Below are 24,227 nucleotides of genomic sequence, written 5' to 3'. Positions count from 1 at the left end.
CCCGGTCCGGGTCGGCCGACGTCCAACAGCTCAGCCGATGAGGCGCCGGGAGTCGAGCCGTTTCCTGTTTCCTTTCCCGGCGCCGGACAGGGAAACCGCTGCTGACCTGCGCATACCTGGAGGCGATCAGATACGGGTGACCGGGGTCGGCGCCGGTCCCACCGGGGAACGCGACGCTCCCGGTGGCAGCCTCGTCCCGTCGAAGGACTCCGCGAGGGGGAAAGCGCATGGCCGAAGCCCACCGTCCGGCTTCCGAAATCGCCTCGCCCGCGCCGACAATGCGCTCCTGGAAGGCACCGAGGAGGGTGGCTCACGCGTGGCACAGGAACAGGAGAAGCGGCCGGGTTCCGGGAAACAGGACCGGCCCGGGAGCGAGGGCCGGGGTGAAACAGGCGCGGAGTTACGGAGGTTGCGTCAGGAGCGGGGGGTCTCGCTCGCGGTGCTGTCCCGCATGGCCTTCTACAGCAAGGGCCACCTGAGCAAGGTGGAGAACGGCGAGAAGCCGCTGACGCTCGATCTGGCCCGCGCGTGCGACCGGGCCCTGGACTCCGGCGGCGTGCTGGAGAAGATGCTCCCGGAGTCCCGGGCCGACGCGCACGGAGGCTCCGGGCGGCAGCCGAACGACGTGTGCCCGTACCGGGGGCTGGCCGCGTACCGCCCCGACGACGCCCGCTGGTTCTTCGGACGGTCCCAGGCCACCGCCTCCCTGCTGGCCAAGCTGACGGACCATCTGGAAGGGGTCGGTCCACTGCTGGTGGTCGCTCCTTCGGGCGCGGGGAAGTCGTCCCTGCTGCGCGCCGGGCTGCTCCCGGCCCTCGCCCGCGGTGTTCTCCCCGTCGCGGAGTCCAGCCAGTGGCCCGTGGTGCTGCTGACACCGGGCGAGCACCCGGTCGAACAGCTTCTGTCCGGGATCGCCGAGGCGACGGGGGCTCCCCGTGCCGACCTCGTCCGGGCCCTCGGCCGTTCCGCGCGGCGCCTGGCCGCCACGGTGTCCGCCGCGATGAATCCGGAGCCCTCGCACACCCCTTACGGGACGGCCGGTGAAGCGGTCCAAGTGGTCGTGGTCGTCGACCAGTTCGAGGAAACCTTCACCCTCTGCCAGGACCCGCGGGAACGCCGGACCTTCGTCCGGGCGCTGCACGCCCTGGCCTCCCGCGCCGACGAGACCGGCGAGGCCGATGAGACCGACGAGGCCGATGAAGCCGACGGACCCACGCGTTCCGCCGGGCTGGTCGTCCTGGGCATCCGCGCGGACTTCTACGGCCAGTGCCTGACCTGCCCCGAGCTGGTCGCCGCCCTGCAGCACGGCCATGTCCCCCTGGGGCCCATGAACGTGACCCAGCTCCGGGTGGCCATCACCGGCCCCGCCGACGAAGCGGGCCTCGACATCGAACCGGGGCTGGTGGAGATCCTCCTCCGCGACGCCACCATGACCTCCGACACCACCGGGAACACCCCGGCCCCGGGGACACTGCGCCCCGGAATCCTCCCTCTCCTCTCCCACGCCCTCCTCACCACGTGGCAGCACCGCGAGAACAACACCCTGACCGTGAACGGCTACCAGCTGACCGGCGGGATCTCGGGAGCCGTCGCCGCCACCGCGGAACGCGCGTACACCACACTGCCCCCGGACCGGCAGACCGTGGCACGGCATCTGCTGCTCCATCTCGTCCGTGTCGACGACACCGGCGAGACGAGCCACCGCATGGAGCGCGGCAGGCTGCTGGAGCGCGCCCCCGACCCGGACACCGCCGCGGCCGTTCTCGACGTCTTCACCCAGGCCCGGCTGCTGACCCTGGACGCCGAACACGTGGAGCTGGCCCACGAGGCCCTGCTGCGCGCCTGGCCACGGCTGCGCGAGTGGATCGACGAGGACCGCGCGGCGCTGCGCACCCGGCAGTCGCTCCTGGAGGCGGCCGAGGCCTGGGAGCGCGAGGGCCGCGACGCGGGACTGCTCTACCGGGGCACCCGGCTGGCCATCGCCCGCGAGTGGGCCACCGACCCGGCGCGCCGCGTCACCCTGGGGCCCGTGGCACAGGCGTTCCTCGACACCGGCACCGACCACGAGGCCGCCGAGCGGAAGCGGGAGCGCCGCCGTACGAGGCGGCTGCGCCAGTTGGCCGGCGGCCTCGCGGTCCTCATGGCGCTGGCCCTGATCGCCACGGGAGTGGCGTTCCGGCAGCGGGAGTCGGCCGTCACCGCCCAGCACCAGGCCCAGTCACGGCAATTGGCCGCGCAATCCGGCGCCCTGATCGATTCCGACCCCGATCTGGCCTCGCTCCTGGCCCTTCAGGCCCATCGGACGAGCCCCACCGACGAAGCCACCGCCAGCCTCTACATGGCCGCCGCGCTCCCTCTTCGCCAGCGCCTCATGGGGCACGCCGACACGGTGGCCTCGGTGGCGTTCAGCCCGGACGGCAGGACCCTGGCCACCGCCAGTCACGACAGGACCGTGCAGCTCTGGGACACCGCCGGTGGCGAACGCCGCCGCACGCTCACCGGCCATACGGACACGGTGACCTCGGTCGCCTTCAGCCCGGACGGCAAGATCCTCGCCACCGGCAGCGGCGACAGGACCGTCCGGTTCTGGGACGCGGCCACCGGCGAACCCCGCGGTACGCTCACCGGCCGCACCGGCGGCGTGACGTCCGTCGCCTTCAGCCCGGACGGGGGCATCCTGGCCACCGGCGACGACGACGGGACCGTACGCCTCTGGGACGTGGGCACCGGCCGGCCTCGCGACACCCTCACCGGCCACACCGACGCCGTGACGTCCGTGGCCTTCAGCCCCGACGGCAGGACGTTCGCCACGGGCAGCGACGACAGGACCGCGCGGCTCTGGGACCTGCGCACGGGGAGATCCAGGAACACCTTGTCCGGGCACGGCAACCATGTGACGTCGGTGGCCTTCAGCCCCGACGGCAGGACCCTGGCCACCGCCGGTCACGACAAGACGGTGCGGCTCTGGGACACGGCCGACGGAACGTCCCGCCGTACGCTCACCGGGCACACCGACGGCGTGATGTCGGTGGCGTTCGGACCGGACGGGAACACCCTCGCCACGGGCAGCATCGACAAGACCGCGCGGATCTGGGATCCGGCCACGGGCAAGCCCCTCGGTGTCCTCATCGGTCACAGCAATCATGTGGCCTCGGTGACCTTCAGCCCCGACGGCAGAACGCTGGCCACCGGCAGTTACGACAAGACCGCGCGGATCTGGGACTTGAGCGCGGGCAAACCTCACAACACCCTCACGGGCCACACCGACACCGTCACCGCGGTCGCTTTCAGCCCTGACGGCGCGACGCTCGCCACCGCCGGCAGCGACAAGAGCGTGCGGCTCTGGTCCGCGTACGGCGGAGAGACCCGCCGTACGCTCACCGGCCACACCGACGGCGTGACGTCCGTCGCCTTCAGCCCGGACGGCAAGACCCTCGCCACGGGCAGCGACGACAGGACCGTACGGCTCTGGGACTTGTACACCGACAGAACCCGCGGCACGCTCACCGGTCACACCGACGGCGTGACGTCGGTCGCCTTCAGCCCGGACGGCAGGACCCTCGCCACCACCAGCGGCGACAAGAGCGCGCGGCTCTGGGACGTCGCGACAGGAGCGCTCCGCATCACCCTCACCGGTCACAGCGACAGCGTGGCATCGGCGGCGTTCAGCCCGGACAGCACCGTCCTCGCCACCACCGGCGGCAGGACCGTACGGCTGTGGAGCGTGGCGACAGGCGTACTCCGCGCCGTCCTCACGGGGCACAGCGACGTCGTGGCATCGGTGGCCTTCAGTCCGGACGGCGCGACACTGGCCACCGGCAGTGACGACGAGACGGTACGCCTCTGGGACCTGGCCGAGGGCAGGCCCCGCACCATCCTCGCGGGCCATACGGGGCCGGTCAGTTCGGTGGCGTTCAGCCCCGACGGCAAGACCCTCGCCACCTCCAGCGGCGACGAGACCGCGCGGCTGTGGAATGTGGCCACGGGCAAGCCCCGCAGCACCCTCACCGGCCACACCAGCCGTGTGACCTCGGTGGCATTCAGCCCGGACGGCAGGACCCTCGCCACCACCGGCAGCGACACGACCGTGCGGCTCTGGGCGATGGACCTTCCCGACGCGGCCGAGGCGGGCAGGAGGATCTGCCGGGCTCTCCACCGGGACTTCACCAAGGACGAACGGATTTCGTACCTTCGGGGCCAGACGTCCGATCCCGTGTGCCCGGACTCCTCCTGACGCCGGCCCCGCCGGAATGCCGTGCGGACACCCTGTCAGCCGGTGTGCCGGGGAGCGATGATCTCGGCCATCACCGAGGAGATCGGGTCGCCCCCGAGCACGTCCCGCAGTTCCGTGACGCCTTGTCGCCGCTGTGCCGGGGTGAGCGCGACATGGCGCTCGATCCGTTCGTTGAACGTCCGCCGGAACCGGGCGTAGAGGTCGTCGTCCTCCCGGACGCGGCCCGCGATGCCGACGAGGGCGGCGGTCCCGGCGAAGTCGTCCTCGGGTATGCGGTGTCGCGGCACGGCGTCCGCGAACCGGGCGGCGGTCCGGCCGAAGAGTGTGCCGTCGAGTTGTCGCAGGGTGAAGACGTGCGCGTAGTGCTGTTCGTGGATCGCCAGTGGCAGCCGGCCGAGAGCGGTCGACTCGTGGAGCGCGGTGAGTCCGGGGGCGAGCAGGTAATGGGGTGTGCTCGCCACGTGCCGCAGCAGTTCGCGCTGCGGCAGGAAGCGGCAGTGGGCCTGTCGGCCGGCGACCTGGACGGTCCGCTCCCGGTGTTCGCCGAAGGGGCCGCCGCAGACCAGGACGCGGGAGAACCGGTGCCAGTCACGCAGCAGATCCCCGATCCACCGGTGGAGCAGCAGCACGTAGTCGTTGTTGACGTCGAAGTCCAGGAGGAAGTTCTTGAATCCGCCGACGTTGACCAGCAGGTCGTATTCCGGTTCCGCGTCGCGCGGTACGTTCCGCAGCCCTTCGAGGTCGACGACCGAGCCGGTCGCGTACATCGTGAGGCCCGTGCCGAGGCCGGCGAGTTCGGCCATGCGCCGGGCGACTCCGGGGAAGTTCTGCACCACGCTGTGCGTGGCGAGCAGGTGGGCCGCGATGACGCGCTCGTGCGGCGAGAGTTCGCTCAAGTGCCGGTCGGCGGCCGCGAAGGAGGAGCGCGGCATGCTCGCGCACAGGTCACGGATGCGGGTCAGCGGGCGGCCGATCCGCCAGAAGCTCAACAGGCTGTCCACCATGACCACCGGGCGCCCCGCCACGACGGACCGCACGACCAGGTCGGCGTCCATGACCGAGACCACCTGATCACCGGACGCCACGAGGTCGTCGACCATCGCCGACATGGTCCCGGCCGTCCCGGCCGTCCCGTGCGTGCCCGTGGTCACGCGGATGTCGTCGAACGCGTCCGGGTTGCGGCGCGCGAACGCCGCCGCCACACCGTCGCCCACGAACACCCGCTCGTGGCCGGGGAGCAGCCGGGAGACCGCGACGAGTTCGGCGGCCGGGCCGAAGCCGCAGTTCTGGGCTCCCATGACGATGCGCACGGCGTCAGCCCCGGTGCCGTGGCACGGGGGCGGGCGGGGCGGTGAGCACGTCGACGAGCCGCGCGGCGAAGCCGGCCGGGTGTCCGGCGTAGCCGGCATGGCCGCCGGGGAACTCCACCGGCCCGCGGCCGAGCCGCTCGGCGAGGACGGCCGCCGGGCGGCCGATGACGTGGGTGCGCGAGTCGCGGCCGACCGCCATGACGACCCGGTCCGCGACGGTCGCGAGCGCGGCGAGGTCGGGGACGTGGCGCGTGGTCGACCGGATCACATGACCCAGGAAGAACGCGCTGTTGTCGTGCGCTTCGGGCAGCGGCGGCGCGGGACGGCCGCCGAAGACGGGCCGGAGCGCGCGCAGGCCCGGCGCGACGCCCTCGCGGCGGAACGTCTCGTAGGCCTCGTCGAAGAGCGCCAGGTGCCGCCCGGCGTCCGGCAGCAGTGTCATCGCGGGCGGTTCGTGCGCGACCACCGACCGGACCCGGTCCCGGTGGCGCGTCGCGAGTTCCAGCGCGACGAGCCCGCCCGAGCAGCTGCCGAACACCCGCACCGGCTCGTCCGCACCGGCGATGTGGCGCACCAGACGGTACGCGTCGTCGGTGTGCACCTCGATCCGCTGCTGTTCCGGCGGACCGTCCAGCGGGCTGCGCGAGTTGCCGCGCGGATCGAAGGTGACGACGCGGTGGTGCCCGGCGAGGACGGCGGCCAGGCGTGCGAAGACGGCCGCGTCGGAGCCGCCGCCCGCGATGAGCAGCAGGAGCGGCCCGGTGCCGCGCACTTCGAAGTGGAGCCTCGCACCGGGTACCGCCAGCGTGCCGGTCTCCAGGGTGTCCATCACGCTCCAGGTCCGGAACCGGTACGCCGTCGGAGGATCGCGACAAGGCTACTGATGACAAGGGGTTCGGTACACGGCCCCCGCTGTTCCCGGGCGGCCCGACGCAGCGTCCCGGCAGTGGCACGCGCGCGCACGCCGTCGCGCGCCCTCCGCGGAATCGCTCGCACTCTTCTCACTTCCGTACGCTCGTCTCACAGGCGGCCGGGCAGGGCATCGCACTCCTCACGTCACACATCCCGAGAGAGACGAAGGAGACCGCCCGTGGCCCTCGGCAGATCATGGATGCGTTGCACGGCCCTGGCAGCCGTCGCCCTGCTCGGTGCAACCGTTCCGACGACGAGTTCCGCCCACCCGCCCCCGTCCGGGCAGTTGCAGTGCCACGGAACCGAGTCCGTCGCCTACAGCCCGGGGGTCACGCTCCTGCCGCGGGACTTCACCGTCACGACCGAAGGGCACTTCGGCTCGTGCACCGACAGCACAGGCAGCACCGACAGCGCAGGCAGGGCAAAGCACAGGGCAAAGGTGACGAGCGGGTCGTACGCGGAGCGGTTCACCCTCTTCGCCGGCTGCAACAACCTCCTCGAAGGCTTCACGGTCCAGCGGACCTTCACCTGGGACACCGGCGACACCAGCGTCGTCGACGCCACCGGCAGCAGCACCGCCGTGGCCGGCCAGGTCATCACCACGATCACCGGCACCGTCACCCAAGGACGCTTCCAGGGACGCAAAGCGGTGCAGATCATTACGATTCCCCAGGCGGGGTTCCTGCAGTGCCTCACCACCGGACTCACCAGTGCGACCGGAGGGATGGTTCTCGGCATCGGCTGACACCACCCCGGGCGACGGCGTCCCGACACCCTCGGCAAAGACCTCGGCAATAAATTCAAGATCATGAATTGCGCAGTCAAGCGACCATGCCGGAATAACACGAGTTCTTGACTGCGGCTTTGTCATCACCTCAGGTTCGCCTGGCTAAGGTATGCCTTCGCTAACCAGGGTGAGCCGGCCTTGTGCCGGGAGGGAACAGATATGTGGGACGACGCGTTTCCCAGCTTCTTGATAGGTCTGAGAGAAGGGCTTGAGGCCGGGCTCATCGTCTCCGTTCTCGTCGCCACCCTGGTGCGCGCGGGGGAGAAATCACGGTTGCCGCAGGTGTGGACGGGCGTGCTGGCCGCGATAGCCCTGTCCATGAGCTTCGGGGCGGTGCTCACCTTCACCGCCGCCACCCTCTCCGCCACCGCGCAGGAAGCCTTCGGCGGCACCCTCAGTGTCATCGCCGTCGCCTTCGTCACCGCGATGGTCTTCTGGATGCGGCGCTCGGCCCGCAACCTCTCCGGAGAAATCCGGGAAAAGGTCACCGGCGCGCTCGCCATGGGCGCCGGAATGCTGATCGTCACCTCCTTCCTCGCGGTGGGCCGCGAGGGACTGGAGACGGCACTGTTCCTGTGGACGACCGCGCGGGCCGCCGGGGAATCGGCGGGCCCGATGACCGGCGCCGGTACCGGACTCGTGATCGCGGCGGCCCTCTGCTGGGGGCTCTACCGCCGCGTACTGAAGATCAACCTGACGAAGTTCTTCACCGCCACCGGCATCGTCCTCGTCGTCATCGCCGCGGGCGTGCTCGGCTACGGCCTGCGCGATCTGCAGGAGGGCGGGGTGCTGCCCGGCAAGGCCGCCTTCGCCTTCGACGTGAGCGGGAGCATCGACGCCGGCTCCTGGTACAGCACCCTCGTACAGGGCGTGTTCAACCTGACCCCGGCCATGACGTGGCTGCAGGTGGTCGCCTACGTGGCCTATCTGTCCGTGGTGCTGACCCTCTTCGTACGAGGCGTACGGGGTGTCCGGCCCGAGCGCGCGGCCGAGGCCGTCGCGGCGGAAGGCGGCACCGGGCAGGGCGGGTCCCCCGAGGGCGGTCCTGACGCCGCACCGGACAGAACCCCGCGCCACCGCCCCGCGTGGGTGGTGCCCGCGGCCGTCGTCGCCGTGCCCGCCGTGGTCGCCGGTGCCGTCGTCGCCTTCAGCGGTTCGAAGCCTTCCGACGGGCAGACCATCGCGGTCTCCGAGAAGGAGTGCGGCAAGGGGTTCTCCGCACCCGAGCCCGGCCGCCGGACGTTCCGCATGCACAACACCGGCGACAAGGCCTCCGAGGTCTACCTCGTCGACCCGGCCTCCAACGCCGTCTACGGCGAGATCGAGGGCCTCGCCCCCGGCACCACCCGCGACCTGGTGGCCACCGTCGGCGGCGGCCAGTACGCCTGGCGCTGTGTCCCCACCGGCGGCAAGGCCGTCACCTCCGCGCCGGTACGGGTGAGCGGCGGCGGCAGCGCCAGGGCCGTCGTGCCCGTCTCCGAGGCCGACCTGGAAGCCCCGCTGCGCTCCTACAAGGAGTACGTCGCCAAGGGCCTGGCCACGCTGACCGAGCAGACCGACAAGCTCGACGCCGACATCCAGGGCGGCGACCTCGACGCCGCCCGTACGGACTGGCTCACCGCCCACCGCACCTACTCCTCCCTCGGCGCGGCCTACGGCACCTTCCAGGACTTCGACAAGAAGATCAACGGGCGCACCGCCGGACTCCCGGACGGAGTGCGGGACAAGGACTTCACGGGTTTCCACCGCGTCGAGTACGGCCTGTGGCACGGCCAGTCCGCCGACGACCTGCGCGCACCGGCGCAGCAGCTGACCGAGAACGTCAAGGGGCTGCAGAAGGCCTTCCCCACCCAGGACTTCGACCCCGCCGACCTGCCGCTGCGTACGCACGAGATCCTGGAGAACACCCTCCAGTTCGAACTCACCGGCGCCGCCGACCAGGGCAGCGGCTCCACCCTGGCCACCGCCGACGCCAACCTCGCGGGCACCCGTGAACTCCTCGACGTCCTGCATCCGCTGCTCGTCCGGCGCGACCCGAAGCTGATCGCCACGATCGACGGCGACATCGCCCGGGTGCAGAAGCTCCTCGACAGCGCGCACCACGACAGCGGGTGGACGCCGGTCGACCGGCTCGACGCGGACGGCCGGGCCCGGATCGACGGGGCCACGGGGCAGCTGCTGGAGGATCTCGCCCCGATCCCCGACCTCCTCGAGATCCGCAAGTCCGCCTGACCCGCGCTCCGCAGTTGCACGTCCCCGAAAGGAACCACGACATGACCGCCGACTCCGCACGCCCACAGGACGGCTTCGCCGCCAGCCGCCGGGGTTTCGTCAGGACGGCGCTGGGCGCGGGCGCGGCCGGAGCCGCCCTGGCGGGCGGCGGCTTCGCGCTCGGCCAGGCCGGTGCCGGGCAGGCGCACGCCGCCGACAGCACGGGCGGGGAGGGCCGGAAGGTCGACTTCCATGGAATGCACCAGGCGGGCATCACCACCCCGCAGCCCGCCGCCGCGAGCTTCGTGTCCTTCAACGTCATCGCCGACAACCGCAAGGACCTCACGGACCTCTTCCGGACCGTCACCGAGCGGGCCCGCCTGCTGACCGCGGGCGGCACCCCGGCCGACCTGGGCGTCGGCGCACCGCCTTCGGACAGCGGCATCCTCGGTCCGACGGTCCCCGCCGACGAGCTCACCGTCACCCTCGGCGTCGGCGCCTCGCTCTTCGACGACCGGTACGGGCTCGCCCGCTCCAAGCCGCGCAAGCTCACCCCGATGCGCACCTTCCCCAACGACGACCTGCAGGCCGCCGAGTGCCACGGCGACCTCTCCCTGCAGATCTGCGGGGCCCGGCAGGACGTCGTCCTCCACGCGCTGCGCGACATCGCCCGCCACACGCGCGGCGCGATGCAGATCAAGTGGCGCATCGACGGGTTCCAGAACGCGCCGCGCCCGACGGGGGCGCAGCGCAATCTGCTCGGTTTCAAGGACGGCATCGTCAACCCGGACACGGAGTCCGCCCGGGAGATGAAGCATCTGGTGTGGGTGACGGGCCAGCTGGGCGAGCCCGCCTGGACGGCCGGCGGCAGCTATCAGGTGATCCGCATCATCCGCATGCTGGTCGAGTTCTGGGACCGGGTCTCGCTCACCGAGCAGGAGAAGATGTTCGGCCGCCGCAAGGACACCGGCGCCCCCCTCGACGGGGCGAAGGAGACCGACAGCCCCAATTACGCCAAGGACCCCAAGGGCGAGGCCATTCCGCTCACCGCCCATATCCGCATGGCCAATCCCCGCACGGCCAAGACGGACGACTCCCGCATCCTGCGCCGCGGTTACAACTACGACCGCGGCATCGACCAGGTCGGCAACCTCGACATGGGCCTGGTGTTCTGCTGCTACCAGCAGGACGTGCGGCGGCAGTTCGAGGCCAACCAGGAACGCCTGAAGGACGAGCCGCTCGTCGACTACATCTCGCCGACCGGGGGCGGCTACTTCTTCGCCCTGCCCGGTGTCAGGGACACCAAGGACTGGCTGGGCAGAACCCTCCTGGAGGGCTGAACCGCCGGGCCGGTCGGTGTGCGTCGCGGATGCCCCGGCAGTGGCCGGGTACGGTACCCGGATTCCTCCGATGGACGGAAAATCGCCCGGCCGCTCCCTCGCGCCGGGCGACGGGCGCCGAGGAGCGGGCCCCGCCTCGCGCGGGGCCCGGCCGGGGAGCGCGTGACATGCCGCCGATGGCGTAATGGCGGCGTCGGGGCGGTTTCCACGGCACGCTGCGAGCCCTGCCCATGGTCTCAGGAGCCCGCTGCACCCTGCTGGGAGTGATAGGTGAACCAGCGACACCGCGGCGATGCCGACGATGCCTCGGAACACCTCGCGACGAGGTTGAGCAACACCGGCCTGGGCGTGCCCTCCCCGCCGGCCTGGATGCGCTGGATGCCGGCCGCCTACGTCGCCGCCGTCCTGGCGCTCGAACCCGTGACACCGGTCGAGTGGCCCGTGAGCTTCGCGCTCATCGCGCTGCCCTTGGTCGCCGCCTTCACCCTCGGTCCCGTCGGCGTCGCCGGCGTCACGGCCTTCGCGATCGCGTTCGAGGGCGTCCTGGCCGGCACCGTGTGCTGCGCGGGCCGCGCCGCGCACCTCCTGTGGGAGCGGCACTACGTGGGCGCGTATGTCTCCACCGCCTTGGTCGGCGTCCTCGGCACGGCCCTGGCCGCCCACCGGAAGCATCAGGAAGCCCATCTGGTCCGCGCCAACTCGGTGGCCGAGGCGCTGATGCACACCCTGCTGCCGCCGGTTCCGCACAAGGTGGGCCATGTGCTGGCGGCCAGCCTCTACCGTCCCGCCGAGGCCCGCACCATGGTCGGCGGCGATCTCTTCGACATCCGCGCCACCGGTACGGGCGACCGCGCCATCATCGGCGACGTACGGGGCAAAGGCCTCGAGGCCGTACGCACCGTCGTCGACGTCCTCGGCAGCTTCCGGCAGGCCGCCTACGATCCCGGCGGCCTGCAGCAGGTCGCCGCCAGCATGGAACGCCGCATGGCCCACGAGGCCGAAGCGATCCTCGACGACGAACTGTTCGTCACCGCCGTCCTGATCGAGCACGACCCCGTCGCCCAGCGGGTGACGATCGTCAACCACGGCCACATCGAGCCCGTCCTGATCTCGCGCGGCGAGGTCCACGCCCTCACCGGGCCGCCCGCGCTCCCCCTCGGCCTGGGCTCCCTGGTTCCCGAACACCCCGTCGCCTACACCCATCGCTTCGCGCACGACGACGTCCTGCTGCTCTGCACCGACGGGTTGATCGAGGCCCGTGACCGGAACGGTGCCTTCTACCCGCTTCTCGACCGGCTCCGCCACCGTTTCGCCGGCCGGCCGGCCCCGCGGCCCACCGACGTCATCGACTTCCTCGACACCGACCTCCCCCGCCACGCCCGTTCGCTCCACGACGACGTCGCCATCCTCGCCTTCGCCCCGCGCCGGGACCTGGAGGCATCACCCGGTCATCGGTCCGGAGCCGTCAGGGGGTGAGGACCGGCCGGCCGCGGAGAGGCTGACGGAGGCCGCTCCCGTCCGGGCCGGTCAGAGCCAGCTGACGCGGGCGCTGCTGACCGGCCCGTCGCCCGGCGCCACCGCGAGCTCTCCGGCCCGTACCCCGGCGAGCAGGCGTCCGACGACGTCCACGATCTGCGGTGCGGCCGCCCGGAGTTCGGCCGGGTCCGTCGGCGCGATCTCTTCCGGGGACACCCCGATCTCCTCCAGGAGCGCGTCGACGTCCGCGAGTTTCCCGGTCAGCCATGGCACGGGGTCGGCGGACAGCTCCTTGACGAACACCCTGGAGCCCGGGTTCCAGCCCTGGAAACGCGGGTGATGATGGGCCCGGTCGAGGCTTCCGGGGGCGGAGTCCACCGACTCCAGCAGATCCACCCGCCAGAGCGGCCTGTCGATCGCGACGGGACGCGCGGAATAGATGTCCCCCTTCAGCTCTCCGCGTTCGAAGAGCCGGAGCTCCAGCCGGACCCCTCTCTCGGGGCTTTCCTGGCCGGGCAACGGATCGGGATCGACGAAGTAGAGGTCGCTCACCACCACGCCGATCCGCTCGAAGCCGAATGCGTACAACACGGCGACACCTTCCTGAAGGTCGGTTGCGTCCTGCTCACACGCCTTCAGCATGCCCGCACCGACGACCGCCGTGAAGAACGCACCGCGCCTGCCGGCCGCCTTATGTGTCTCCCTGGACGAGGGCGTGCAGATGCTGGTCGTGTCATCCGTCCGCGTGCAACAGCGCGCTGCGCATGGTGCCTTCGTGGGAGTAACCGGCCTTCGCCGCCACTCGGCAGGAGGCCGGGTTGGCCACCGAGTGGCACAGCCGCGGGCGGTGCAGGCCGAGGTCCTCCAGGGCCCACCGGCTGACGCGCCGCACGGCGTCGACCACGACGCCACGGCCGCGGCCCGCGGGCAGGACCCAATGGACGATCTCGGCGCTGCCGCCCTCCAGGTCGATGTCGCTCCACCCGATGAGCCCCATGGCCGCGCCGCCGCCCGACCGGGCGATGGCCCAGATCGCGCCCTCCTCGTCCTGCCACCGCCGGTGCATGCGCTCGATCCTCTCCCGCCCGGCCTCCGGCGACTCCACCACCAGAAGGTTCCACGGGCGGATCGCCGGGTCCTGACCGGCGGCCATCAGGACGTCCGCGTCGCGATATCGTGCCACGGCCTTCGGCACGTGGAGCAACAGCTCATACGCCCTCGGGCAGCACCGCCAGCACATCGCGGGCGCGGCGTCCCGGGACCATGCCGAGGTGCCAGGGCTGCCAGCCCGTCTCCGGGTCGACGTCCTGTTGCAGCACCAGGGCGTACGCGCCCGCGGCCTCCTCCAGTGTCGGGTCGGCGGGCCATGCGCCGTCGCGCAGTTCCCGCTGGAGCTGGGTCAGTTCCCCTTCGGCCACCGCCGTGCCGACCACCGAGCCGCCCGGTGAGGTGAACGGCAGCAGGGTGCAGCGCAGGAAACGGGCCCAGGCCGCGCCCCGTTGGTCGTCGTAGCCGGTGAAGAGGCGTACGGCCTCGTCCGCCAGCTCCAGTGCCGGTGCGGTGCGGTCGTTGCCCGCGTCGACGACGGCGAGCTCCACACAGGACCACGCCTCGCCGTGCGGGGCACCCGCCCGCCGGAAGTCCGTCCGGGCCTCCTGGAGCAGCTGCCGGGCGAAACCGCTGTTGCGCAGCGATCCCGTCTGGGCGGCCCGCTGGTCGCGGGTGACGCGGCCCGAGTGGTGCCGGGCGCAGGCCAGCCCGTACGCGTCCCGCATCCGGTTGAACATCGTGCGGGCCTTCTCCAGTTCGCGCACCGCAGCGGCCCGGTCGCCGAGGTCCTCCAGTGCCTGCCCCAGGTGGTACAGCGTCCAGGCCTCGCCGCGGGCGTCCTCGCGCTCCCGGTGCCGGGCGGCCGCGCGCCGCAACTGGTCGGCCGCCGCCGACGCGTTGCCGTTCATCAAGGCGGTACGGGCGAGCTGGGTCAGCGCCCATGCCTCGCCGCGGGCGTCCTGGGTCTGCCGGTACAGCTCCAGGGCCCGGCCGAGCTCCCGTTCCGCCGCGCCCGCCTGGCCCGCGCACAGCCGCACCTGGCCGAGTTGGAGGTGTGCCCAGGCCTGGCCGTGCAGGCTCTCGCTGTCGTGGTGCAGCGCCAGGGCGTCGTTCAGCAGGGTGAGGGCCCTGCCGACTTCCCCGCGGTCCCGCTCGACCGCCGCGAGCGCGTGCAGCGTCCAGGCCCTGTCGCCGCCGAGGTCGGGTGCGGCCTGCAGATCCAGCGCCTCGCGCAACTTCGTGGCGGCTTCGGCGAGTTGACCTTGGTGGTGGAGGGTGATGCCCAGGTCGCGCAGCGCCCGCGCGGCCCCTGTCTGGTTCTGGGCGCCGAAGTACAGGTCGACGACCGAGGACAGGGTCGCGCGGGACTTGTCCAGTTCGCCGAGCTGACGGGCCGCGACGCCGGTGCGCCACTGCACCGAACGCACCAGCAGCCCCTGGCCCATGGCCTGGGCCAGCTCGTTGAGCTCGCCCAGCCGGTGGAGGTCGCCGCGCAGCAGGCAGTAGTCGCACAGGGCGCCGAGCAGGTGCAGGACGGCCGCCTGGTCGGTGCCCTCCGCGTGCCGCAGGGCCGCCGTGATGAAGCCCGACTCGTCGTCCAGCCAGCGCAGCGCGGCGTCGAGCGAGGTGAAGCCGTGCACCCCGGCGGCGCCCTTGCTGAACATGTCGGCCCGGGTCGAGGTTTTTCCGTCCACCATCCTGATGACCGTGTCCGCCAGCTCCGCGTAGCTCCGGATCAGCCGGTCCTGTGCGGCGTTGCGCTCGTCCGGCCCGTCCTCGTCCTGGAGCCGCGCCTGTGCGAAGGAGCGCACCAGGTCGTGCATCCGGTACCGGCTGGCGCGGACGGGCTCGACCAGACCGGCCCGTGCCAGCGCCGTCAGCACCTCGGAGGCCTCGTGCTTGTCCTCGTCCAGCAGCGCGGCGGCCGCCGCGGGGCCGAGCGAGGCCCGTCCCACCAGTGCCAGGCGGCGCAGGAGCCGCCGGGCGCCGTCGCTCTGGTCCAAGTAGCGGAGCCACAGCGCCCGTTCGACCGGGTCGCTCTGCCCGGAGGCCGCCAGTTCGGCGCCCAGCGCGCGCAGGCTGCGGGGTCCCAGCGCCGAGCCCGCGATCCGGAGCGCCAGCGGCAGCCCGCCGCACAGTTCCCGCACGCGCGCCAGCGCGGTCGCGTCGTAGGGGCCCGGTGCGGATTCCCCGGTCACGTTCCGCAGGAGCTCTTCCGTGCCGGCCGCGTCCAGCGGGTCGACGGGCAGCTCGTGCACCCAGGCCGCCAGGTCGGGCGGCAGGGGCAGCGGGGTACGGGTGGTGACCAGGACCAGGCTGTCGGAGCCCCGCGGGACCAGCGTGCGGACCTGCTCGGCGTCGGAGGCGTCGTCCAGCACGATGATGACCGGCAGACCGGTGAAGTGCCGGTCGTACAGCTCGGTCAGCCTGGTCAGGTGCTGCTCCTGCGAGGACCGCTCCCGGAAGAGCAGTTGTTCGCGCGGGGCGCCCAGCTGGTTCAGCAGGTGCATCAGCACGTCCCTGGTCGGCATCGGCTGCTCGTCCGGGCTCTCGCCGCGCAGGTCCACCGCACCGGCCGCGCGGAACTGGTCGCGCAGATGGTGCGCGGCCCACAGCGCGAGCGTGGACCGGCCGGAACCCGGCGCCCCGTGCAGCACCACGACCGTCGGTTTGGTCTCCGTGGCCGCTCGCGCCTGGTGCACCCATTGGGCGATCCGGTTCAGTTGCGCCTGGCGTCCGGCGAACGGCCCCACGGCCTCGGGCAGCCGGTCGAAGGACCGTCCCAGCGCGTTGCGCCGCTGGGCCGCCGCGCTGCGGTCCACGCCGCGGATCGCCGGTCCCCTCCCCGTGACCGCCCCGCCCTTGTCCGGCCGCGGGATGCGGCCGCGGGTCGAGCCCGAGACCATCCGCTGGTGGTCCAGGAACGGCCGGACGCCCCGCACCTCGACCGCCGTCAGCCACTGCAGCCGCAACTGCTCGGCGCCTCCGGGCTGTCCGCGCCTGCCCGCGCGCCGGTGCAGGGCGGGCAGATGACCGGCCGTCAGCTTCACGACGGCGGCCGCCGAACCCGCCACCGCCGCCACGACCCCCGTGCCGACGGCGGTGGCCGCCGAGGTGCCGTACCCCAGGTCCGCCCCGCAGGCCGCGACCGCCGCCACGGCCGCCGCCAGCGCGGGGGTGCCGAGCGAGGCCCGCGAGAGACGGGCGGCCAGCGGCCGCACCGAGGCCGCGTCGGCGTCCAGGGCCCGTACGTACGCCGCGTATTCCTCCCCGGCGGCGGCCGTCAGGGCATCCACCTCGCCGAGCGCCCGGCGCATCAGCGCCTCGCCGTCCGTACGCCCTCCGGACCGGCGTACCTCCTCCTCCACGGCCCGTCGCACCAGGCCCTCCGCTTCCGTGCGGTGTTCCTTCCGCAGCACGGCCGACGAACTCTGCATATGGTCGCCCTCCCCCGCATCCTCAACCACCCGCATCAAGTGTTGCGTATCAGAGGGTTTTTGGGGCAGATCCACAGTTATCTCACACCAACCGCGCACGGTCGGTTCATCCGCGCCGGGCCGCGACGGCCTCCGCGGGCCGTGTCTCCGGATCACTTCTCCCGGAGGTCATGCCCGTCGTGGCGGCTGTCCCGACGGCTGTCACGGTGGCTGTCGCGGCTCGTCCACGAGAGGATCCAGGCGGCTCCACGGGCCGCCAGCACCCGTCGGCGCCCCCATCGCGAACGGGGCGGGGGTTCCCCGCTTCCCGACAGCACGAGCGCGAGGTCCGCGAGGCGTTGGCCGGCCAGGGCGATCTCGATCAGCAGCCTGGTGCGGCGGGGGCCGTCGCCGGTGGCGCGCAGCGCGCAGCGCAGGGCCTCGATCTCGGACATCACTTCCGCGATGCGCGTGTCCGCGGCGCTGCCTGTCGGCGGTGACTGTCCCTGTGACAACTGCTGCTCCCTCGCGTCCGGTTGCGCGAATATCGGTCCTGCGAGCGGGCGGGCCCGGTTCAGGGCCCGGCGGTGATCAGCTGGTAGAGCCCGAGGACGCCGACCGCCGTGATCACCGAGGTGATGCCCCACCCTGCGGCCTTCGTCCCGGCTCCTATGGCGTGTCCCCCCATCAGCTCGCGGTGCGAGGCGACCCGCAGAAGCAGGGCCAGGCCGATGGGGGTGCCGACGGCCCCGGCGACACCGACCCAGTACAGGAGCTGGATGGGCGGCAGTTCGGCGTAGGTGGCGACCAGGCCGACCACGATGGACGTCGCCATGGCGGTGAAGAACCGCGGCGCTTCCCGGGGGCGCAGGGACAGGCCGCGCCGCCAGTTGAGGTGGGCTCCGGTGACGTAGGCCGTGGTGGCCATGATGACGGGCAGGGCCACCAGGGCGGATGCCAGCAGGCCGAGGGCGAACAGGTCGCCGGCCCAGGCCCCGGCCACGGGCCGCAGGGACTGCGCGGCGTCCTGGGCCGTGGTGACGCTCAGTCCGCGCACCCCGAGCGTGGCCCCGGTGGCGACGAGGATGAACCAGAACACCACCGTGGCGAAGAGGCTGCCCGCCAGCGCGTCGAACTGCCGGACGCGGTGCCACCGCCAGGGGACCTTCTCCTCCGACTGGGAAATGGTCTGCCAGACGTAGACGTAGCTCGTGGCCGTCGTGCCGATCAGTGACAGCACATCGAAGAGGAAGGTCCGGCTCCAGCGCACGTGCGGGACGAGGCTGCCGTAGGCCACCGCGCCCCAGTCGGGGTGCGCCAGTACCGCCGCGACGGCGTACGCGAGCAGGACGAGCAGCAGGTATTTCAGGGCCCGTTGGAGCACGTGGTAGCCCAGCAGCAGCACCGCCGCCAGCAGGGCCAGGGAGAGCGGGGCCGCGAACCAGTGCCAGTCCTGGCCCGTGAGGAGTCCGAGCGCGGTGGCGCCCGCCTCCAGGTCCGCGGCGACGGTGACGATGTTGACGGCCAGGATCGAGCCCAGCAGCAGCCGTCCGAGAGCCGGACGGTGGATGGCGGTGACCGCCTCCTGCAGGTCCAGCCGGCCGGCCATCCCGACCCGGGTGGCCATCGACTGGATCACGGCGATGACCGGGAACAGCAGCACGACGCACCAGCCCATGCCGTAGCCGGTGTCCGACCCGATGACGGCCATGGTGGCCACCGTCGTCGGGTCGGTGTCCGAGGCACCGGCGACCAGGCCGGGCCCGACCGCGCGCAGATACGTGCGCCAGGTGACGGGGCCGGTCCGCCATCCCTGCGGGAGGCTGCTCGGGTTCCGTGTGCCGGACCGGCACGAGGCGGTCTCGGACTGCGAACCGGACGTTGACGACATCTGACACCTGCTCCCCCTGCCTACGACGGTCGGCCCGTGGCCCCGTCACCTGCGGCACGGCACGGTGACGGACGCGATCAGCCGGTCATTCGGTGGCCTTGCGGCCGCGCCCCCATTGCAGACCCCAGCCGTAGAGCCGGTCGAGGTCGGCCTGGTAGCCGTAGACGTAGCGCGCCTCGCGGCGCATGGTCAGCCGCCCGGCGCTGTTCTCGATCAGCGCCACCGCGCACGAGCGGGCGTGGGGGTCCCGTTCGTGGAGCTCGACGACCAGGCGCTGCCCCGTCGGCGGATGGAGGGTGACGGCGGCGTGCACGCGGCTGAAGGCGGGGGCGCCGCTGTAGATGTAGGCGAAGATCAGCAGGCGTTTGAACTCGTCGGCCCGGTCCAGGTTGATGTAGAGGGTCTCCCCCGAGGCGGCGCCGAAGCGGTTGTCGTCGCCCAGCGTGATGTACGGCGGGCGGTGGAGGTTTCCGCAGAGGCCGCCGAGCGGCTGGACCACGCCCTTCCGCCCGTCGGCCAGTTCGTACATGCAGGCCAGGTCGAGGTCCACGGTCACCATGACCGGGCCCGGGGCCTGTTGCCAGGGGGCGGGCTGCCTCGGCCGCCGTGGGAACAGGGGTGCCCGCGGTGGACGGAATTCGGCCGACGGTGCCTGCCAGGTCAGGTTGACCCGCAGGGTGCCGGCCGTCGCGCCGTGGTCGGCGAGCGAGACCACCGGGTGGCCTTTGGACAGCCGGCTGTGCAGCGGATCCTTGAAGGCGTTCCCCCTGGGATGGCTGCGGTTGCGCATGAGGTAGTCCCACAGGCTGCCGCCCGCCTCGCTCGGCGCGGGTATCGACGTGGGTGCCGGGGTGCGGGAGGGGGCGGCCGGTTTACGCCTGCGTCGGTGTTCCCACCGCATGTTCCACGGTCCTTCCTGGTGATCGCCTCTGGGTCGGCGGGGGTTCGGCGAGGGTTCGGAAGGGGGAAGGCTGTCGACCGCCCACCGGCGGGATCAGAGGCTCACGGCTCGGACGCCGACGCTTCAGTCACCGACTCAGTCACCGACGTTTCAGGCACCGAGGCTTCAGACACCGACGCTTCAAGCACTGACGCTTCAGGCACTGACGCCGAAGTCCCTGGCGATTCCCGGCAGGCCCGAGGAATACCCGCGCCCGATGGCACGGAATTCCCAGGACGCCCCGTGCCGGAAGATCTCCCCGAACACCACGGCGGCTTCGGTGGAGGCCTCCTGCGTGAGGTCGCAGCGGGCGATCTCACGGCCGTCCGCCTGGTCGACGACACGGACGAAGGCACCGGACACCTGTCCGAACTTCCTCCCGCCCTTGTCGGCCTCGTGGATGGACACCGGGAAGGCGATCCTGGCCACCTCGGCCGGCAGTGCGGAGAGGTGGATCAGGATCTGCTCGTCGTCGAGGCCGTCACCACCGCCGGTGACGCAGTCACCGATGTGCTGGACCGAACCGTCGGGGCTGCAAAGGTTGTTGTAGAAGACGAAGTGCCGGTCGGAGAGCACCTTGCCGGACCGGTCGCACAGCAAGGCGGAGACGTCGAGGTCGCATTCCATGTCCGCCGTGGCGCACACGCCCCAGCCGAGGCCGACCGTCACCGCGGCCGTTCCCGCCGCCGGCCCGCCCGGCGGCACGTTCTCCTTCGACAGAGAAACACTCATGAACTTCCCCCTGCGTCAAGGCAGTCAGGATCTCGCACCGGCACCGGCGCCGATCACGCCCGCCCCGGCCCCGTCCGCTCCCGAATTGTTGACGCACGCACCAGCACCGCACAACGGCTCATGGCGCACCGAGGGGGCGCGTGGAGGGTAGCCTGCCCTCACCTCGCACCCTCTCTGAGAACTCTGAGAACATGGACCCATGGACGAGGAAGTCATTCCGATCCTTCGTGTCGAGGACGCCGCCACGGCGGTCGGCTGGTACGCCCGCCTGGGCTTCGCCAAGCAGTGGGAGCATCGCTTCGAGCCGGGGTTGCCCGCCTTCGTCGAGGTCGCGCGTGGCCGCGTGCGGTTGTTCCTGTCGGAGCACCGGGGCGACGCCCGGCCCGATACGTTGGTGTATCTCCGCGTGAGCGATGTCGATGCCGTGGCCGCCGAGTTCGGGGTGTCCGTACAGGTTGCCCCGTGGGCGCGTGAGGTCGAGCTTCGCGACCCGGACGGCAACCGCCTCCGGGTGGGCACCCCGGTGCAGTGACACGGCACCGGCGACCGGCTGTCAGGCATGTTCTGTCAGATGTCTCCTGGAAGGAGATACCGTGCGAAAGCCCGTGGCCCGTACGGCAAGACCGAGGCCGAGAACGAGGCCGAGAACGAAAGCATCCGGAGCACGGGGCGGCTTATCCGGTGCGGCGGCGCTGATCGGCGTCGCCGCACTCGTCGTTTCCGCGGTGCCCGCGCACGCGGCCGCGGCGCCGCCCTCCCGTCCCGGGGAGGTGGTCCCGGGGCAGCGCACCGTGACACCCGCTCTGGTGGCCGGCCTCCGGGAGCAGGCGAAGCCGGCGGGGAGCGCCGCCGACGCGGCGCGCGGGCATCTCGCGGACAAGGAGAGCCGCTACCGGATTCCTCGTCCCGACCGGGATTTGCGGCCGGTGCGGACCGTCACCGCGGGCCGCTCGGAGACCGTGCGGTTCCAGCAGCGGCACCGGGGAGTGGACGTTCTCGGCGGGCAGTACGTCGTCCGGATGGAGAAGAAGGACGGCAAGCGGGTCGTCACCGGTACCTCCGGCAGGTACTTCACCGCCCTGAAGGTCGCGACCGAGCCCGGCATCGACGAGAAGACGGCGGTCGAGCGGGCGGTCGACGCGGTCGAGGAGCGGCTCGGCCCGTGGCGGCCCGCCCCGGGCAGCATGGCCGACGGGCCGGACGAGAAGGAGACGCTGACCGGCACCGCCCACGGTCCGGTCGTCCTGCCCAGGGGCGCGGGCGTGCTCACCCAGCACGTCACCGTGCGGGGCACCGACCCGGCCACCGGCGATCCCGTGCTGCGCGAGGTGTACGTCGACGCCCGGTCCGGTCATCCGCTGCTCCAGTACAGCGGCATCAAGACGTTCATGGGCCCCGCGGAGTCGGCCGGTGCGGCTGGTGCGGCCGGTTCACCGGACCGGGCCCGCCGGGCCCTTGTGCGGGACGGCGGGACGAAGGGTTCCGGGGTCGGGCTCGACGGGCGGACCGTCGAGCTGAAGGTGGACCGGGACGAGGCGCGCAAGGCGTACGTGCTGCGCGACCGCTCCCGTTCGGAAGGCGGCGACAAGAACCGGATCTCCACCTGGGACGCGCGCGGCCTGAAGTGGTACGACGTCAGCGGCGTCTGGCCGCCCGGCATCAAGGAGTTCGCCTCACCGGACCCGTCGTTCGGCCAGGAGGCCACCGACACCGGCGCGGTCGACGCGCACTGGGGCGCGGGCAAGGTCCACGACTACTACAAGGACGTCCACGGCCGGAACGGCCTCGACGGCCACGGCACGGCCGTCGACTCGCTTGTGGGCGTCGGCCCGCACCAGCCGTACGCCAACGCCTTGTGGGACGGCACCAAGATGATCTACGGAGAGGGCGACAAGGAGTACCGTTCCTTCTCCGCCGCGCTGGACGTCGTCGGCCATGACATGACCTACGCGGTCGTCGACAACAGCGCGGACCTCGTCTACGCGGGCCAGTCCGGCGCCCTGGACGAGGCGATCGCCGACTACTTCGGCGGCGCCGTCAGGACCGACACGTACGGCATCCCCATGGACGGCCCCGACTCCGGGCTGGTGGGCGGGGCGCTGTGCCGGACGAAGGCCCCGCGCGAGTGCGCCACCCGCGACATGAACGACGGCAGGACCACGTCCAAGTCCTTCGTCGGCGTCTCGATCGGTACCGACAACGGCGGCGTCCATCTCAACTCCACCATCTTCTCGGGCGCGTTGTGGGACATCCGCAAGGATCTGGACCGCACGCTCGCCGACAGGATCGTCTACAAGGCGCTCACGGAGTACCTGACCCCGCTGGACGGCTTCACCGAGGGCCGCGCCGCGGTGCTCGCCGCCGCCAGGGACCTTGAGGTGACAGTCGGTCAGTTCAGGTCTGTCGGGCGCGCCTTCGACGCCCACGGCATCGTCCCCGGCTGGGAGACGGCCATGGGCGTGGACTCCGACCCGCTGCTCGGCAAGGTCGACACCAAGGACAGCCATGGCACGGCGGTGGGGGCCGGTGGCGGCTGGTGGGTCGCGTCCAGGTCCGACGGCGACGGCTCCGAACCGTACTCGGTCTGGGCCGGGCGCCTCGACGGCACCGGCGAGAAGAAGCTGATCAGCCCCAACGACGGGCGCTACCACACCGATCCGGTCACCGACGGCAGAACCGTGGTGTGGAAGGTGGACCACGGCCTCACCTCGGAGGTGCTGGCGCGGCCGCTCGCCGGCGGCCCCGTCAAGACGCTGTTCCACAGCGGCTCCTTCCTGGGCCGCGTCCAGGACCTGCGCGTCGAGGGAAGGACCGTGGCCTTCACGGTCTACCCGCACCGCGCCGGCCCCCGCGTGGTGTATCTGAGGATGGGCGAGACCGATCCGGTCGTGGTCTCCCCGGACCCCTACGCACGCTATGCCGCGACGGAGGCCCCGTCTCTCGGCAACGGCAGGATCTCCTTCAGTGATCTGCACCGCGGACCCACCGGATGGCGATGGGACGTCGAGATCGTGGACGTCGCGACCGGCGAGCGGACGCGGGTGCGGCAGCCCGACGCCCCCGACATCCGGCACACCGCCATCACCGGCACGTACGTGTACTGGCTCGCCGACCACGACTGGGCCGACGGGCCGACCTCGGTGCGCCGGGCGAACCTCGACGGCACGGGCCTCGTCGACCTCAGCCCCGGCACGGGCAAGGACGCGCTGCGGGGCGTCGGCCTGACCGCCTCCGACGACGCGGTGACCGTCGCCGCGCGGACACCCGACACCCAGGTGCGCAACGAGACGCTCGGCAAGCTGTGGCAGTTCTCGCCGGACGGCTCGCGCAAGGGCCGGGTCTCCTGCAACCGCGGCGAGCAACTCGCGCCCGCGGCCGCGGGCGGCAGGCAGGTGGTGTGGATCGACGCGACGACCGGCTCCACCGACCTGGTCACCCGCACCCGCCCGGCGGGCAACTGCGGCTGACGTCCGGGCACATACGACGGCCCCGGCCGTCAGGGGAAGGTGACGCGTACGGTCAGGCCGCCGTCCGGGTTGGCCTCGGCGTCGACCTCGGCCTGGTGGGCGCGGGCGATGGAGGTGACGATGGACAGCCCCAGCCCCGCGCCCTCGCCGGGGGCGTGTCCGCGTTCGCGCAGGCGGCGGAAGGGTTCGAAGAGGTAGGGGACGGTCTCGGGCGGGACGTGGGGGCCGGTGTTGGTGACGGTGAGGGTGCGGCCGTGGATGTCGGCCTGTACGTGGCCGTCGTGGTGGTTGTGGCGGACGGCGTTGGTGACGAGGTTGCGTACGAGGTGGGCGAGGAGGACGGGGTCGCCGTCGACGGTCAGGGGCGTGGTGTGGGCGCGGATGGTGATGTTGTGTGCGTGGGCGTCCTTGGTGGCGGCGCATTCGGTGGTGACGGTGCGGGTGAGTTCGTGGAGGGCGAC

General features: G+C 72.1%; 17 protein-coding genes. 7 read left to right on the top strand and 10 right to left on the bottom strand.

Features of this window, described 5'->3' with window-relative positions; all coding sequences use genetic code 11:
- The first annotated feature begins 316 nt into the window (after positions 1 to 316).
- Positions 317 to 4,234 (top strand): nSTAND1 domain-containing NTPase, encoded by a 3,918-nt coding sequence (locus ACWD4A_RS09690; protein WP_451191618.1) that lies wholly within the window; start codon positions 317 to 319, stop codon positions 4,232 to 4,234.
- A gap of 35 nt (positions 4,235 to 4,269) precedes the next feature.
- Here the strand turns inward: ACWD4A_RS09690 and ACWD4A_RS09685 are convergent, their stop codons facing one another.
- Together ACWD4A_RS09685 and ACWD4A_RS09680 are read right to left on the bottom strand one after the other, a co-directional pair.
- Positions 4,270 to 5,544 carry a hypothetical protein gene (locus tag ACWD4A_RS09685; protein WP_451191615.1) on the bottom strand — a complete coding sequence of 425 codons (1,275 nt, stop codon included), beginning with the start codon at positions 5,542 to 5,544 and terminating at the stop codon, positions 4,270 to 4,272.
- 4 nt (positions 5,545 to 5,548) lie between these two features.
- Positions 5,549 to 6,373 (bottom strand): alpha/beta fold hydrolase, encoded by an 825-nt coding sequence (locus ACWD4A_RS09680; protein ID WP_451191611.1) that lies wholly within the window; start codon positions 6,371 to 6,373, stop codon positions 5,549 to 5,551.
- 261 nt (positions 6,374 to 6,634) lie between these two features.
- Between ACWD4A_RS09680 and ACWD4A_RS09675 the strand changes: the two genes are divergently transcribed.
- The 4 genes from ACWD4A_RS09675 (at position 6,635) to ACWD4A_RS09660 (ending at position 12,270) form a co-directional block, all read left to right on the top strand.
- The gene (locus tag ACWD4A_RS09675) at positions 6,635 to 7,201 is read left to right on the top strand and encodes a hypothetical protein (RefSeq protein WP_451191608.1); all 567 of its coding nucleotides are present in this window, start codon (positions 6,635 to 6,637) and stop codon (positions 7,199 to 7,201) included.
- 201 nt (positions 7,202 to 7,402) lie between these two features.
- Entirely contained in the window at positions 7,403 to 9,475 is a 2,073-nt protein-coding gene (efeU, locus tag ACWD4A_RS09670; protein WP_451191606.1) for an iron uptake transporter permease EfeU, read from the top strand.
- 41 nt (positions 9,476 to 9,516) lie between these two features.
- Positions 9,517 to 10,794: an iron uptake transporter deferrochelatase/peroxidase subunit gene (gene efeB, locus ACWD4A_RS09665; protein WP_451191604.1), complete on the top strand. Its 1,278-nt coding sequence runs from the start codon at positions 9,517 to 9,519 to the stop codon at positions 10,792 to 10,794.
- Positions 10,795 to 11,064: 270 nt separating this feature from the next.
- Positions 11,065 to 12,270: a PP2C family protein-serine/threonine phosphatase gene (locus ACWD4A_RS09660; RefSeq protein ID WP_451191602.1), complete on the top strand. Its 1,206-nt coding sequence runs from the start codon at positions 11,065 to 11,067 to the stop codon at positions 12,268 to 12,270.
- 51 nt (positions 12,271 to 12,321) lie between these two features.
- Here ACWD4A_RS09660 and ACWD4A_RS09655 read toward each other — a convergent pair whose 3' ends face one another.
- The 7 genes from ACWD4A_RS09655 to ACWD4A_RS09625 form a co-directional block, all read right to left on the bottom strand.
- Positions 12,322 to 12,861 carry a hypothetical protein gene (locus ACWD4A_RS09655; RefSeq protein ID WP_451191600.1) on the bottom strand — a complete coding sequence of 180 codons (540 nt, stop codon included), beginning with the start codon at positions 12,859 to 12,861 and terminating at the stop codon, positions 12,322 to 12,324.
- 142 nt (positions 12,862 to 13,003) lie between these two features.
- Complete coding sequence (locus ACWD4A_RS09650; RefSeq protein ID WP_451191598.1) at positions 13,004 to 13,453, bottom strand: GNAT family N-acetyltransferase; 450 nt, start codon at positions 13,451 to 13,453, stop codon at positions 13,004 to 13,006.
- 25 nt (positions 13,454 to 13,478) lie between these two features.
- Entirely contained in the window at positions 13,479 to 16,757 is a 3,279-nt protein-coding gene (locus tag ACWD4A_RS09645; protein ID WP_451191845.1) for a tetratricopeptide repeat protein, read from the bottom strand.
- Positions 16,758 to 16,909: 152 nt separating this feature from the next.
- Complete coding sequence (locus ACWD4A_RS09640; protein ID WP_451191595.1) at positions 16,910 to 17,251, bottom strand: hypothetical protein; 342 nt, start codon at positions 17,249 to 17,251, stop codon at positions 16,910 to 16,912.
- A 59-nt stretch (positions 17,252 to 17,310) separates the two neighbouring features.
- Positions 17,311 to 18,627: an NRAMP family divalent metal transporter gene (locus ACWD4A_RS09635; RefSeq protein WP_451191592.1), complete on the bottom strand. Its 1,317-nt coding sequence runs from the start codon at positions 18,625 to 18,627 to the stop codon at positions 17,311 to 17,313.
- Between the two features lie 85 nt (positions 18,628 to 18,712).
- Positions 18,713 to 19,417 (bottom strand): Tellurium resistance, encoded by a 705-nt coding sequence (locus tag ACWD4A_RS09630; protein ID WP_451191842.1) that lies wholly within the window; start codon positions 19,415 to 19,417, stop codon positions 18,713 to 18,715.
- Positions 19,418 to 19,723: 306 nt separating this feature from the next.
- Positions 19,724 to 20,299 carry a TerD family protein gene (locus ACWD4A_RS09625; protein ID WP_451191589.1) on the bottom strand — a complete coding sequence of 192 codons (576 nt, stop codon included), beginning with the start codon at positions 20,297 to 20,299 and terminating at the stop codon, positions 19,724 to 19,726.
- A gap of 199 nt (positions 20,300 to 20,498) precedes the next feature.
- On the opposite strand from ACWD4A_RS09625, the gene ACWD4A_RS09620 reads away from it, so the two are divergent.
- Positions 20,499 to 20,831, top strand: a complete 333-nt coding sequence (locus tag ACWD4A_RS09620; RefSeq protein WP_451191587.1) for a glyoxalase superfamily protein — start codon at positions 20,499 to 20,501, stop codon at positions 20,829 to 20,831.
- Between the two features lie 259 nt (positions 20,832 to 21,090).
- Positions 21,091 to 23,766 carry a M4 family metallopeptidase gene (locus ACWD4A_RS09615; RefSeq protein WP_451191584.1) on the top strand — a complete coding sequence of 892 codons (2,676 nt, stop codon included), beginning with the start codon at positions 21,091 to 21,093 and terminating at the stop codon, positions 23,764 to 23,766.
- Positions 23,767 to 23,795: 29 nt separating this feature from the next.
- Here ACWD4A_RS09615 and ACWD4A_RS09610 read toward each other — a convergent pair.
- The coding region (locus ACWD4A_RS09610; protein ID WP_451191581.1) for a sensor histidine kinase at positions 23,796 to 24,227 on the bottom strand (432 nt) is incomplete at its 5' end.

It is taken from the genome of Streptomyces sp. NPDC002537, assembly GCF_053594975.1.
Note: the sequence above shows the minus strand (reverse complement) of the source record. Positions and strands in the feature narration are given on the sequence as shown.

Bases quoted from the DNA above. Each gene is read 5' to 3' on its own strand.
- ACWD4A_RS09625 (WP_451191589.1), bottom strand. From the start codon at position 20,299: ATGAGTGTTTCTCTGTCGAAGGAGAACGTGCCGCCGGGCGGGCCGGCG.
- efeU (WP_451191606.1), top strand. From the start codon at position 7,403: ATGTGGGACGACGCGTTTCCCAGCTTCTTGATAGGTCTGAGAGAAGGG.
- ACWD4A_RS09645 (WP_451191845.1), bottom strand. From the start codon at position 16,757: ATGCAGAGTTCGTCGGCCGTGCTGCGGAAGGAACACCGCACGGAAGCG.
- ACWD4A_RS09635 (WP_451191592.1), bottom strand. From the start codon at position 18,627: ATGTCGTCAACGTCCGGTTCGCAGTCCGAGACCGCCTCGTGCCGGTCC.
- ACWD4A_RS09680 (WP_451191611.1), bottom strand. From the start codon at position 6,373: ATGGACACCCTGGAGACCGGCACGCTGGCGGTACCCGGTGCGAGGCTC.
- efeB (WP_451191604.1), top strand. From the start codon at position 9,517: ATGACCGCCGACTCCGCACGCCCACAGGACGGCTTCGCCGCCAGCCGC.
- ACWD4A_RS09630 (WP_451191842.1), bottom strand. From the start codon at position 19,417: ATGCGCAACCGCAGCCATCCCAGGGGGAACGCCTTCAAGGATCCGCTG.
- ACWD4A_RS09620 (WP_451191587.1), top strand. From the start codon at position 20,499: ATGGACGAGGAAGTCATTCCGATCCTTCGTGTCGAGGACGCCGCCACG.